Genomic DNA, 12,983 nt, shown 5'->3' on the forward strand with positions numbered 1-12,983 from the left:
GGGAGAGGCTAAACCAATTTTTCAGCCCGCACAATCTGGAAGCCGCTATCAATGTATGGTATATTAATCTCACTAAAACATAGTAAGGAGATTGGAAATGGAAAAAACATTGGTCTTTGGACACAAAAATCCGGATACGGATACTATTTGTTCGGCAATTGCTTATGCAGCACTCAAAAAAGAATTAGGCTGGGATGCTGAGCCAGTTCGTCTGGGAGACGTTAGTGGTGAAACGCAATTTGCGCTTGATCATTTCGGAGTAGAGGCTCCTCGTCTGGTAGAGAACGTAGCTGGAGAAGCTAATCAGGTTATTCTTGTTGACCATAATGAACGCCAACAAAGTGCGAATGACATTGATCGAGTGCGTGTAGTTGAAGTTATCGACCATCACCGGATCGCTAATTTTGAGACTGCACATCCGTTATACTATCGTGCTGAGCCAGTAGGCTGTACTGCTACTATACTTAACAAAATGTATAAAGAAAACGGTGTAGCTATCCCTAAAGACATCGCCGGATTGATGTTGTCTGCAATCATTTCTGATTCCTTGCTGTTTAAATCTCCAACCTGCACCGCTGAAGATGTAGCGGCAGCGCGCGAATTGGCTGAAATCGCTGGTGTAAATGCAGAAAGCTACGGCCTTGATATGCTGAAGGCTGGTGCTGATCTTAGCGACAAGAGTATCGCTCAACTGATCTCCTTGGATGCTAAGGAATTCAAAATGGGTGAATACAAAGTAGAAATCGCCCAAGTGAACGCGGTTGACGTTAATGATGTACTCTCCAAGCAGGCTGAACTGGAAACTGCACTGACTTCCATTATTGCTGAAAAAGAATTGGATCTGTTCCTGTTCGTAGTTACAGATATCCTCAACAACGATTCGGTGGGTCTGGCTCTGGGCCGTGTTGCAGGTGCAGTAGAACAGGCGTACAACGTGAAGCTTGATGACAATAAAGCCCTTCTTAAAGGTGTAGTATCCCGTAAATCACAAATCGTACCGGTACTTACAGAGACGATTGCTAAACTGTAAAGCATTTTGACAGTTGTCTATGAGAGTAGATTGGATAAAAAGAGCTCATGCCCCATCAGTAGTTAAGATGGTGACATGAGTTCTTTTTGTTTTACGGCGTATTCTGCTACAATATTTTGGGAGGGGATCCAACTGATCCTCTTCTAATTGCATGAACTTTGAACCAGCATGAGGAATATGACAAAGGGATAGGGGATATTGGAGATGGAATTGTTTGCAGCATTGGAACGGGACGACTACGAGGAATTATTATTTTGTCAGGATAAGGCATCGGGATTAAAGGCGATCATCGCGATTCATGACACGACACTGGGACCAGCACTGGGTGGAACACGGATGTGGACCTACGCTACGGAAGAGGAAGCTATTGTTGATGCGCTTCGATTAGCAAAAGGGATGACCTATAAAAATGCAGTATCCGGCCTGAATTTGGGTGGTGGGAAAACAGTAATCATTGGAGATCCCAAGAAGGATAAAAATGAAGCCATGTTCCGTGCTTTCGGAAGATACATACAAGGTTTAAATGGACGGTACATAACTGCTGAAGATGTAGGGACTACGGAAGAGGACATGAACATTATTTATCAAGAGACAGATTATGTTACTGGCACCTCACCTACGTACGGTTCTTCGGGCAATCCGTCACCAGCAACGGCTTACGGTGTTTACCAAGGAATGAAGGCAGCCGCTAAAGCCGCCTTTGGCAGTGATTCGCTCGAAGGGAAGACAGTAGCTGTTCAAGGTGTGGGGAACGTGGCCTTTACACTGTGCAAACATCTTCATGAAGAAGGAGCACAGCTTATCGTAACGGACATCCATAAACCAGCCGTTCAACGTGCAGTAGAGGCCTATGGCGCTAAGGCTGTAGATCCAGGCGATATCATCAGTGTAGATTGTGATATTTATGCTCCTTGCGCTCTTGGAGCGACAATTAACGACGAATCCTTACGGGTAATCAAGGCGAAAGTGATTGCAGGAGCTGCTAATAATCAGCTGAAGGATTCCTCGCATGGTGATGCACTTCATGAGATGGGGATTGTATATGCTCCAGATTACGTGATTAATGCAGGTGGCGTCATTAATATTGCGGACGAGCTGAACGGCTATAATAAGGAACGTGCCTTTAAGCAGGTGGCGAAGATTTACGATAATATTACCCGCGTAATGGAAATTTCCCGTTTGAACGGAATACCTACTTATGCCGCTGCGAACCAGCTTGCAGAGGACCGGATAGCGCTATTAAGAAATAGCCGCAGCACCTTCCTGCGTAATGGTCAACATGCACTTACCAGAAGATCGCTGCGGGGATAAGCTGTAAAAAAACTCGGCAAGCTCCATCCGATTACAACTTCGGAGGGACTGCCGAGTTTTTTATGTTCTTTTATTTCTACAAGAAACGTTTATCCTCTTTCGAGGACGGTAACGTCGCTTCTGCTTATTCCTAATTACTGAACCTTTTGGGGTTCTGGGTAAGTGACGCCGAAGGTGTCGACCGTCACCTTTTTCATTACTGGTGGCTCATCTGGACGATCAGAACCGTCACGAGGCAGGCTCACAATTCTTTTTACAGCTTCGATACCTTCGGTTACTTTACCAAAAGCGGCGTAGCTTCCATCTAGACTAGGGTAAGCTGCATCCATAATAAAGAACTGGGAACCGGCAGAGTCAGGAGCCTGTGATCTTGCCATGGATAGAACACCTTCTGTATGCAGAAGGTTATTGGTGAACCCGTTGCCAGAGAATTCTCCGGCGATACTGTAACCCGGGCCTCCCATACCTGTGCCATCAGGGTCGCCGCCTTGAATCATGAAGTCAGGAATTACTCTATGGAATATAGTGTTATCATAAAATCCTTTTTGAATAAGTGAGATGAAATTGTTTACGGTGTTAGGGGCAACCTCAGGGTATAGCTCAGCTTGGATGATATCCCCGTCTTCCATTTCAATGGTTACTAAGGGATGACTTGCCGTAGCTGAAGGAACGCCTTCAGTTGGGGCTGCACCTTCCCCAGGTGCTGATCCGCTGCTTCCATTATTACTGCTTGCATTGTTATTGTTTGGCTTGTTACCGCAACCTGCCGCAATAACCATGACCAGGCATAACATGATCAGAAGAATAGCGGATTTTGTTCGTGTAGACTTCACTAAATAATCTCTCCTTTTTATTGAATAATCTCGTAGGTACTTCCCATAATACCTCCTTTGTCCTATTACATGCAAAGGTCAGTTATGACTTCTGGGATTGGCACATCTTAAAAAGAAGTTTACAATGGTAGGATGTTTCCAAAGAGAACATCGAGAAAGGATGTGCATAGGATGCTCTTTTCGTGGAAGCGGAATTTGATCGTGCTTTGGATAGGGGTTTTCTTTTGTAGTACAGCTTATTCGATCTCGATTCCCTTCCTTTCCATTTTTTTGAGCGACGAACTTGGGGTTTCAAATCATTTGGAGATTTGGTCAGGGGTTAGTTTTGGAATAACCTTTCTTGCCAGCGCTTTAATCTCTCCCTATTGGGGTTCGCTAGCCGACAAGTATGGTCGGAAACCGATGCTTATTCGCTCGGGTTTTAGTCTGGCAGCTTTATACCTTATTAATTATTTTGTACATGATCCTTATGTTTTTTTGATTGTGCGTGTGCTGCAAGGACTGCTTGCCGGTTTTGTTCCAGCAGCTATTGCAATGGTAGCCACCAATACCCCTGAGCATAAGACGGGGTACGCTTTAAGTATTATGTCTACAGCCGGAGCTACAGGTAGTATTATTGGGCCATTAATCGGCGGTGTAGTGAGCTATTATACCAGCAACCGGATTGCTTTTTTATTCTCGGCGGGTATTGTACTTATCTCAGCGCTCATTGCTACTTTTTTTGCAAAAGAGGAGAACTTCGACCGTTCGGCTCCAAGGTCACATGTAAGTGATGATATCAGGGAAGCGAGAAGTAACCGAGCCTTTATTACTTTGCTCTCGCTGGCGGGAATCAGTACCTTCTCCGTTATGATTCTGGAACCGTTAATCCCAATTTATCTACTGGACATGGGGATCTCCAAAAATAGTGCCTCGCTAAGCTCGGGAATAGTGTTCTCTGCTGTGGGGATTGCTACGGTGCTGATGGCTCCGCAGTGGGGCAGAATCGGCAGCCGAAAGGGCTTTGGGATGATCTTATTTATTGGACTGATCGGGGGCGGCATCGGTAATATTCTGCAGTTTTTTGTTTCGGGCTATGTAGAGTTCGCTATCCTTCGCTTTGCTTACGGCTTGTTCTATGCAGGTGTGCTGCCGTCAGTGAATGCCATGATTGTACAAGTAATTGAGCCGGGATTCCGTGGACGGGCCTTTGGCCTGAATCAGGCGGCATCTCAGCTTGCGACGATGGCTGGACCGATTATCGGCGGCTTATTGGGCGCGGTTATTCCAATTCGCTGGGTGTTTGTAATCAATGGAGTGATGCTGCTGGTAGCAGCGATATTGGTTAAGACCCGCAAGCTGGAAGCACAAATCGCCGCTGCTCGTCCCGCAGAACAGCCAACAACGATGCAGGGCTAACTGCTAACTCAATGAGCATGTTGTTATTTAGAAACAACATAAAGCCGCCGGGCTCATAGCCCGGCGGCTTTATTCATATTAAGCTGCTATTCTCCCTGCGAACCGTTCAAAACGTCTGTTCCCGGCATAACATCCACTGGCGGGGAGGCAGGGTCAATAATGGAATTTGGATATACATCGTCTGCATCTGGAACATCCTCTAGCGGCTGATCTTCTTCTTCCATCTCCAAGAGTTCCTCATCCTTAGTATAATCCGTATCATCTAGGGTTAATCCTGCGGTTTTAGCGGCTAGATATGCATCGGATTCCACCAACTCATCTCTTTCGATTACATCCTTAGGTGAGTTTAAACCAATATCTGCTGCCAAGTATTTATCGCCAACCAAGACAGGATCTGCGTCATCATCAACAATATCCTCTTCATCCATATCAGCTTGTATATAACGTTCATATTCAAAGTCAGCTTCAGTTTTATTTGGTGAACTATCCATAGCCGTTCACTCCTTTTTTATGATAAAATTTGAACTTCCTATGTTTATCTTTACCCGTTTGACCATGATCGAATCGCTGATCCAATAAATGGGTATGTCTGTATTGGATTAGTAAAAATGGGTGAAAGCAAAAGCCGATGAAAAACGTCCTTTTTCGAGAAAATTTACAAGAATAGGCAGGGATAGTGCGAAGCTTGTCGAAATTAAGAAGCATATATGAACGTTTAAACAACTAATGAATTACTGAGGTGCTACGATGAAGTTGCCAAAGCCCAATATAGCGGCTGCTTTTTTATTAATTCTACTGCTGACCGCTATGGTCCCTTTTGGTACGGCGATAGTGAGTGCTGAATCATCAGACTCTACGCTGCCCAATTGGGAGATTAAATTTGAACGTATAGAAGTAGATCATATTGAAGAAGCTGTGGCAGCTCTTGATGAAGAATGGACTCGTGTTATGCCTCATGGGAAAAGCCCAGAGACTCCAAGTGGGGCAACCTCAGCCTGGCTGCGGTTTACTTTACCACAAATTGGTGATAAATCTGCGTTATTCATAGATAAAGTATATGGAAATAATGTTAAGGCTTATTTAAATAACGAATTAATATATGATTCCGGAAAAGATTTTAATTTCAATGGCAGTAAGGTTTTCATTCCTCTGTCCAAAAGTGTTGGAGGACAACAGCTATATTTATGGACCCATGGTGGCAGCAAAGACTTAGGGATCCACGGCGAAATAAGAGTAGGCCAATACGATGAGCTGTTATCTGTTTATGTAAAGCAGGGCTTAATGGATCTGATCATTGGAACGACGCTTATTTTTATTGCGATTGTACTGCTGATCTGCTCGCTATTCATGAGAAAAGGTTATTTTTCCGGCGGATTTCTATTGGTGCTGATTATTTTATCCATTGGAGTGTTAGTGGTAACGTATTCATCGTTCCTGCCGACAATCCTAGGCGATTATGGAGAGATTGTACTTGTTTTCTTTGATGTAGCATTATATACGCTTCTGCCCTCCTTTACATTTTATTTTGAAAAAATATTTGGTCCAGGGAAAAAGAAAATCGTTACCCGATTCCGCAAGTTTCAAATTGTCTATTCTATATTCTGTTTTTCCCTAATGGTTGTTAATATCCTTTTGTCATATCAGTTGGATGACTTTTATAGATTGATGACTACGAGTGTGCTGGGTATCCTTATGATTGTGCAATTTATATTGTTGATCAGCTTAGCGTTTATTCATGCGAATCGTGGGAATGTAGATGCTGTTGTTTTTACTACAGGGTTCTCAATATTTGCTTTCATGTCTCTTAGCGAACTGGTCATGTTCTATGTATCGGGCCAATCCTATCAATTATATTGGTGGAAATGGGGAGTGGTGATTTTCGTAATTGCCTTAATCGTCATTCTGGGAAGAAGGTTTACTAGAAACCATGAACAGCTTATTGAATATTCCCATCAGCTTGAGAAGTTCAATAATGATTTGCAGCGCTCGGAGAAGATGGAGATTATTAGTGAGCTGGCAGCTTCGGTTGCCCATGAAGTACGGAATCCATTGCAGGTTACCCGAGGGTTTCTGCAGATTCTTGGGGAGCGTTCAGATCAAAAGGAGCGGGAATATCTGCAAATGGCGGTTACAGAACTGGATCGAGCTACGCTCATTATTACAGACTTCCTAACCTTCGCTAAACCAGGACTTGAAACCGTAGAGCAGCTTGATGTGTCCGAAGAGTTGAGGCATGTGACGGGTATTCTTTCTCCGTTAGCGAATCTGCAAGGGGGCGTCATTGAACTTAACCTGCAGCCAGGACTTTACGTTACTGGATCATCTGCCAAGTTCAAGCAAGCGTTTATCAACATTCTCAAAAATAGTATTGAAGCTTTAAAGGACAATGGGCTGATTAAAGTCACAGCCTGGAAGTCTGGAAAACATATAATAATCAGTGTTCATGATAATGGGGAAGGGATGAACCGGAATGAGCTGGCTCGGTTAGGGGAACCTTATTACTCCAATAAGACCAAAGGAACGGGGCTTGGACTGATGGTAACCTTTCGGATTATTGAGGCGATGGAGGGATGCACTGAGTTTCGCAGTGAGAAAGGGGAAGGGACTGAAATTATAGTAAAAATACCAGAACTTAGAAGAATTTAGAAGTAATTTATGATAATTCCGTTTTTTAGAAGGAAAGAGTGAGGGGCTGAGCGAAGTAGTACAGACAGAATATTGTTTCTGATACTTACTTCTGAGGTGCATATATGCGCTTGATGATTAAAGTCCTACATATAGCAATAGCCCTTACTCTCCTTCTGATAGGATATAGTTCAATTGTTGTATCAGCAGCGACCCCATATCCATCCCAAGAAATTACCAGTTGGCAGATGAGATGGGGCGATGGAACCGAAAACAGCGGCGTAGTGGTTCCTCAGAATAATGACCAGCAGTATTGGATAAATGTGAATGCTACGAAGGAAATCCCACATCTGCCATCAGGCGTATCCACTTCTTGGACTCGTATTTCCATACCTAACTTTAGTTATATCTCCCCTTCAATCTACATTGATACTTTATATGCTCTTCATGTGAAGGTGTATGTGAACGACCGTTTAATCTTCGAGGAAGATCGTAATTATATTAAGGATAACTATTCTTTGTTGTTGCCTTTGAGTCAAAGCGATAGTGGGAAAACATTATACATTTGGACTGAAACGCTGCAGGATAGAATCGGAATTAAAAATGAAGTAGTGATCGGTGAACACAACCTGTTAATCAATGATTATATTAAAAATGGACTCAGCGATGTGATTTTGGGCTGTGCTTTTTTTCTTGTGGCTATCGTTCTATTTATAAGTTCTCTCTACATTAATAGGGACTATTTTTCCAGTGTGGCTTCACTAGCCGTTGTAATAGGTTCAACCGGAATTCTCTCGATAACCTATTCTCCTTTTATTTATACCTTTTACAGCAATTTGGGCGCGATTAGTAATGTATTTCTTGATTTGGCTTTATTCTCACTTTTACCGGCGCTTACTCTTTTATTTGAAAAAATATTTGGCAGTGGAAAATATGCGATCGTCCGTCGTTTTCGTCAATTTCAAGTCATTTACTCCTCATTTTGTTTGCTATGTCTTTTGATCAATTTTCTATCGAATAATAGCTATATTGAGTTTTATTATTTTGTATCCACCACTATTATCGGGTTCATCCTCATCCTTCAGTTCATCTTGCTTATCGTATGTGTGATTATATTTTCGCTTAAAGGGAATAGGGACGCTATCATTTTTGCCATTGGCTTTGGAACGGCTGCATTTACTGTAGTGTCAGAGTTACTGTGGTATTACATTCATAAGGGGAACTATGATTTATTCTTGTGGAAGTGGGGCATTGTTGCCTTCATAATCTCCTTGATCGTAATTCTGGAGCGAAGACTAGCCTATAGCCATCAACAGGTTGTTAACTATTCTAAAGAATTAGAGCGTTTTAACAACGAATTGCAGCGTTCAGAAAAAATGGAAATTATTAGCGAGCTTGCTGCATCTGTTGCTCATGAAGTGCGGAATCCACTCCAGGTAACTAGGGGTTTCCTTCAGCTGCTTAGCGAGAAATCCGTTGGTGAAGAGGAAATATTTATGTCGATGGCCCTTAGTGAGCTGGATCGTGCTTCCGGGATCATTACGGATTTCTTAACCTTCGCAAAACCGGAATTTGAGACGATTTCCAGTCTGAATTTGTATAATGAATTTAAGCATATTGAGAGTATTATGCAGCCGCTTTGTCATTTAAATGGAGGAAAAATGATTCTTGATGTATCGGGCGAATTATGGGTGAAGGGGAATTCCTCGAAGTTTAAGCAAGCCTTCATCAACATTATCAAAAATAGCATTGAATCTTTCCGTGACGAAGGATTTATCTATATGTCGGTGTATGCGGAAGAGGAGAACGTAATTATTCATATCAAAGACAACGGGGAAGGGATGGACGCGGATGTCCTGCACCGATTGGGAGAGCCTTATTTCACTAAAAAGAATAAAGGCACAGGTCTTGGATTAATGGTCACTTTCCGTATCATCGAAGCTATGCAAGGTAAAGTGAAATTCACAAGCAAAAAAGGAGTGGGAACCGAATCCATCACCATACTGCCATTGGCAGAAGCTCCGGATGATTCTCACTCCTTAGGGGGTTAATCTTGTTGTCTTACCACGAACCGCGTGGTGCTGCGGTTGCCTTCAATACATCGGATGTAGGACTTGGTGGAATTACAAGATAGAATTCGTTGGAGCCTTCTTCAACGGCTTTCAAGGTAACGCTGTCGGGAATGATTACGCCTAGTGCTTCTTGGAGAGCCGCTTTTGGGTCTGAGAGTAGTCTTTTCTTGAAACTTGGATCTTCCCATGCCTTTTGAATGACTTGATTTCTAAGAATTGCTTCTGACATAATAATCACCCTTCCCAAATTGTATATATTTACCTTTAATAATATAACATAGCAAAACTACTAATACTATTCTTTTTATTACAAAATAATAGAATTAATGGACATTTTTTGACAACCAATGATATAATCCTCCGTTTAGCAAGAGCTGCTTGTCCGCCTCGATGGAATCAGAGATCTGCTGTAAGTTACTTACTAGCATGGAATGGAACGCGATAAGATGAGGGGCATTAAGGTCGGAAGCTGTAACTTTGTTATGTGTGTCGTGTGCTAATTCCGTATAGGTATGTAGACCATTTGCAGTGAATAGATAAAATTCGACCTCTTGCGAAGTGAGTTTAGCTGCACTGCTGTTTGGCAGATGTTTGCGAGTTAGGGAGAGAAGACAATTATAGTTGCCCGCGGATAAATCTTCTTTCCAGTCCTCATAGTCATCCAGCATTTGCAGTGTAAGCAAAACCGAATGGATAAGTTCTTCAGCTTGCGGCACTAAATCACTCTTTCCAGACATCAGAAGAGCAGCGGTGCTGGATAGCTTGAGCGGACTGGCTTTATAGGAAATTTTGACCCGATCATTAAGAAAATAGTCACTGGTATTTTCGTTGCTAACACTATCTGCCCACTCCATGATATAACGATTAAATAAGATCCAGAAAGCGGATGGCTCCGGAAATAGTATCCGGTAGATATTTAAAAATTCCACATAAAGCAAATTCGCCAAGGGCAATTTTTCGTATGCGGAGGATTCTTGGCTGTCCATCAGGTCATCCTGTATGAAGAAATACAACATAAAAAAGACGTTGCCCATCGACATCTGGCGAGTAACCTCTGCAGAGATTCCGCATCCCTTTTGCAGCCAAAAGGGTAAAAGATAACATATGTAGTTTTTGTGGCTTTCAGCGTTAAATACGTTAAAATGCTCAAGATAGGACATGCCTTGTTGATTTAGAGGTTCTGGAAATTCGGAAATAATCCGTCTGCTTTCTTGGAATACCAAGCGCAGTTCATCTTCGTAGTCATTTAGCCAATCCATAACAACCCTCCTATAAAATTTTTACGAAAATGGTTCTTTTGCCCTGATTATAGCTTTCTCTTTATTCCATTACAACTAAAATTTAGGAGGTATTAGCAGATATGGAATGGTATACTTTCGGCCAGATGCTTATGGCTATTCGAATGGGTCAAAAGGCGGAAACACCGGATGGCCGCATGGTTATGCGTACCTCCACGGGACTTTTTTGGATAAACGGAATCTTGAAGGGAAAAGTGGTAGAAATCAAAGACTATCTGTTCTCTGACCTATGGCGAATCTATGAGGATGAGGAAAGCCAGCAGGAGGGAATTGGCAGGGAACAACACGAGCAACGTGAGCGGGAGATGCTTGAGAATCAATATGAAGAGCTGCGTTGGGCGAACCGAAAGCGTTAGTTCAACGTTCGATTACCCAACAGCAGCTATATAGTGAATATTAATAAGAGGGATTAGGAACTTACGGATGCGGAGAGTTCTGATTTCAATGCTTCATATTGACTACGCAGGCGTTGAAGTTTCGAGATACTTTGCTCCAAGCCGCCGAGCCGGTTGCGTTCCGTCCACAAGAGACGATATTGGTGAAGGAGTACATCAAGGTCATTGATTTGCTTCGTAATCAGCGCAGGATCAAGCGAATCTGGTGCTGATGTCAACTGTAGCTTGATTCTGCCCAGCTGCACAGCATGCTTCACAAAATGGATGCCATTACTCAGTTCTTTCAGCACAAGAGCAGCATCTTCACATTGAAGATCTAACCCCGATAGCCGCGCCTCAATGGAGAGCAGATATTCTTCGAGATAATTGAAGTGTTCCTCAGTAAGCTTCTCTATGATTAGGAAATTGTCCAGATGGGTACGCAGCAGCAGGGACATTTCTGCATCATTTGAACGGTTGATACTGGATTCAAGCTGATAGTAATTGCCGAGATCCAGGAGCAGCTGGCCAATTCCCTCAGAACGATCTGCAAAAATAAATCTATTTAAATACTGTGCAGTATCTGCTTCCAGATTATGATCTACACTCCAGGATAGGGCTGCGCCGTAGGCGAAGCCGGCATAGCTGACCGGCAGATGCTGCCAGTGTCCAAAATCTCCCCAATCCGTAATGAGATAACCAATAGCGCCGTTGTTTTTGCCATGAATAGCTGCACTGCGCAGATTGGCTAACATATTGTCTGTGCGTCCTGTAATGGAGTTCCATGAGCTGGTGCCTGGGCAGACATAAAAAGGAATACCTGCTTCACGGAATTTGAGCGTATCGGACTCGAAGGGATGCTCAGCGCTATAACCCCATTCCATAGCAATAATATCCTTAGGAAGCTGAGGAATCAGTTCGGGATGCTGGATAATGATATCGCCCCAGAATTGCATCGTTTTGCCACGTTTTGTAACCAACTCATAAATCTTTTGCAGGAATGATAAATAGAGTTGACCTTTGCCTTGAGTTTCTGCCAGAGCTTTATTTTTACCAAGACCGAGTTCATAGGTCTCATCGCAGCCTACATTAAACTGATTGGAGCTAAAGTAAGGTAGCAGATCGTCAAACATTTTGTCTAGCAGAGGTAGTACAGCAGGATCTTCGGTATCAAAAGTACCAGGGTGCATAAATAAGCCTTCTGGATAAACGTCCTGCGCATACAAATTCTTCGGAAGCATAAAGCCTTCGGGAATTTCAGCTAAAGCGTTGAATTCTGGACGAGAGAGCCAGCCCTCCATATGCCCAAAGCTGTTCTGATTGGGAACAAGCTCTATATAACGTGCTTTGCAATAGGCATCCAGAAGCAGGATTTCCTCTCCGGTAATTGGGGTTTCAAGCTCCCAGACTTGAGGGAAGGATTCATAAGCGAACGGAGCACCTTCTATATATAGCTGAAGTTCATTCATCTTCAAATCAGCCATAAGGTCAATGATCCGGTACAAGGTTTCTTGCTTCGGGATTTTATTGCGGCTGATATCTATGAGCAGGCCTCTGGCTCCAAAATCAGGTTCATCGCGAATATGCAGCTGAGGTATAGATTTGCCACTTTGTTCTATGATTTGTTTCAGGGTTGCTGCTGCGTAGAAGGCGCCTACAGGAGAGCTATAGGAGACAACGATACCCTTCTGATCGACAACAATCTCATATGCCTGTGCAGACAATAATGGCACATAGTTAAAGTTACAGACAGATACAACGGTTGGACGTAAGCCAATGGATAAAGTCAGCTGCAGATTCAATGCTTGTGCAATCACTTCCTGTAGTTTTCGTGCAGCTGGCATGGCAGATTGTTCTTCCATATTAGGAAGCACGATGCTTCCGCTTGTTGGGAAATGGAAGGAGCCTTGTGACAATGTGATTTCACGCGGATTAGGGAAAAGCAGTAGTGTAGAATGATTAAGCATAGCGTGGACACCTCTTATTCATGTAGAATATGATCATCTTCACAATAACCTTATCACTACTAAACAAGGGGAGGA

The 12,983-nt window shown here is 43.1% G+C and carries 11 protein-coding genes; 6 read left to right on the forward strand and 5 right to left on the reverse strand.

Features of this window, described 5'->3' with window-relative positions:
- Positions 1-97: 97 nt before the first annotated feature.
- Both NYE35_RS04905 and NYE35_RS04910 read left to right on the forward strand, forming a co-directional pair.
- Positions 98-1,030 carry a manganese-dependent inorganic pyrophosphatase gene (locus tag NYE35_RS04905; RefSeq protein WP_036680844.1) on the forward strand — a complete coding sequence of 311 codons (933 nt, stop codon included), beginning with the start codon at positions 98-100 and terminating at the stop codon, positions 1,028-1,030.
- Between the two features lie 204 nt (positions 1,031-1,234).
- A complete protein-coding gene (locus NYE35_RS04910; protein ID WP_038568887.1) occupies positions 1,235-2,341 on the forward strand; it encodes a Glu/Leu/Phe/Val family dehydrogenase in 1,107 nt (368 codons plus the stop codon).
- A gap of 134 nt (positions 2,342-2,475) precedes the next feature.
- Here NYE35_RS04910 and NYE35_RS04915 read toward each other — a convergent pair whose 3' ends face one another.
- Entirely contained in the window at positions 2,476-3,135 is a 660-nt protein-coding gene (locus tag NYE35_RS04915; protein ID WP_051491160.1) for a peptidylprolyl isomerase, read from the reverse strand.
- A gap of 210 nt (positions 3,136-3,345) precedes the next feature.
- On the opposite strand from NYE35_RS04915, the gene NYE35_RS04920 reads away from it, so the two are divergent.
- Positions 3,346-4,572 (forward strand): MFS transporter, encoded by a 1,227-nt coding sequence (locus tag NYE35_RS04920; RefSeq protein ID WP_036680852.1) that lies wholly within the window; start codon positions 3,346-3,348, stop codon positions 4,570-4,572.
- 86 nt (positions 4,573-4,658) lie between these two features.
- Here the strand turns inward: NYE35_RS04920 and NYE35_RS04925 are convergent, their stop codons facing one another.
- Complete coding sequence (locus NYE35_RS04925; RefSeq protein WP_076104218.1) at positions 4,659-5,063, reverse strand: hypothetical protein; 405 nt, start codon at positions 5,061-5,063, stop codon at positions 4,659-4,661.
- Positions 5,064-5,319: 256 nt separating this feature from the next.
- Here NYE35_RS04925 and NYE35_RS04930 point away from each other — a divergent pair, with 256 nt between their 5' ends.
- Positions 5,320-7,218: a sensor histidine kinase gene (locus tag NYE35_RS04930; protein ID WP_036676638.1), complete on the forward strand. Its 1,899-nt coding sequence runs from the start codon at positions 5,320-5,322 to the stop codon at positions 7,216-7,218.
- Between the two features lie 113 nt (positions 7,219-7,331).
- Positions 7,332-9,248 carry a sensor histidine kinase gene (locus NYE35_RS04935; RefSeq protein WP_235219388.1) on the forward strand — a complete coding sequence of 639 codons (1,917 nt, stop codon included), beginning with the start codon at positions 7,332-7,334 and terminating at the stop codon, positions 9,246-9,248.
- Positions 9,249-9,258: 10 nt separating this feature from the next.
- Here the strand turns inward: NYE35_RS04935 and NYE35_RS04940 are convergent, their stop codons facing one another.
- A complete protein-coding gene (locus tag NYE35_RS04940; protein ID WP_170914256.1) occupies positions 9,259-9,498 on the reverse strand; it encodes an NHLP leader peptide family RiPP precursor in 240 nt (79 codons plus the stop codon).
- Between the two features lie 94 nt (positions 9,499-9,592).
- The gene (locus NYE35_RS04945; protein WP_036676632.1) at positions 9,593-10,528 is read right to left on the reverse strand and encodes a hypothetical protein; all 936 of its coding nucleotides are present in this window, start codon (positions 10,526-10,528) and stop codon (positions 9,593-9,595) included.
- Between the two features lie 101 nt (positions 10,529-10,629).
- Here NYE35_RS04945 and NYE35_RS04950 point away from each other — a divergent pair, with 101 nt between their 5' ends.
- On the forward strand, positions 10,630-10,923 hold the full coding sequence (locus NYE35_RS04950) for a hypothetical protein (protein WP_036676631.1): 294 nt from the start codon (positions 10,630-10,632) through the stop codon (positions 10,921-10,923).
- 53 nt (positions 10,924-10,976) lie between these two features.
- On the opposite strand, the gene NYE35_RS04955 is transcribed toward NYE35_RS04950, so the two are convergent.
- The gene (locus NYE35_RS04955) at positions 10,977-12,908 is read right to left on the reverse strand and encodes a glycoside hydrolase family 20 zincin-like fold domain-containing protein (protein ID WP_341120280.1); all 1,932 of its coding nucleotides are present in this window, start codon (positions 12,906-12,908) and stop codon (positions 10,977-10,979) included.
- Between the last annotated feature and the right edge of the window lie 75 nt (positions 12,909-12,983).

It is taken from the genome of Paenibacillus sp. FSL L8-0494 (genome assembly GCF_038003695.1).
Taxonomy (GTDB): Bacteria; Bacillota; Bacilli; order Paenibacillales; family Paenibacillaceae; genus Paenibacillus_AQ; species Paenibacillus_AQ odorifer.

Bases quoted from the DNA above. Each gene is read 5' to 3' on its own strand.
- NYE35_RS04955 (WP_341120280.1), bottom strand. From the start codon at position 12,908: ATGCTTAATCATTCTACACTACTGCTTTTCCCTAATCCGCGTGAAATC.
- NYE35_RS04945 (WP_036676632.1), bottom strand. From the start codon at position 10,528: ATGGATTGGCTAAATGACTACGAAGATGAACTGCGCTTGGTATTCCAA.
- NYE35_RS04925 (WP_076104218.1), bottom strand. From the start codon at position 5,063: ATGGATAGTTCACCAAATAAAACTGAAGCTGACTTTGAATATGAACGT.
- NYE35_RS04950 (WP_036676631.1), top strand. From the start codon at position 10,630: ATGGAATGGTATACTTTCGGCCAGATGCTTATGGCTATTCGAATGGGT.
- NYE35_RS04920 (WP_036680852.1), top strand. From the start codon at position 3,346: ATGCTCTTTTCGTGGAAGCGGAATTTGATCGTGCTTTGGATAGGGGTT.
- NYE35_RS04935 (WP_235219388.1), top strand. From the start codon at position 7,332: ATGATTAAAGTCCTACATATAGCAATAGCCCTTACTCTCCTTCTGATA.
- NYE35_RS04940 (WP_170914256.1), bottom strand. From the start codon at position 9,498: ATGTCAGAAGCAATTCTTAGAAATCAAGTCATTCAAAAGGCATGGGAA.
- NYE35_RS04930 (WP_036676638.1), top strand. From the start codon at position 5,320: ATGAAGTTGCCAAAGCCCAATATAGCGGCTGCTTTTTTATTAATTCTA.
- NYE35_RS04910 (WP_038568887.1), top strand. From the start codon at position 1,235: ATGGAATTGTTTGCAGCATTGGAACGGGACGACTACGAGGAATTATTA.
- NYE35_RS04915 (WP_051491160.1), bottom strand. From the start codon at position 3,135: ATGTTATGCCTGGTCATGGTTATTGCGGCAGGTTGCGGTAACAAGCCA.
- NYE35_RS04905 (WP_036680844.1), top strand. From the start codon at position 98: ATGGAAAAAACATTGGTCTTTGGACACAAAAATCCGGATACGGATACT.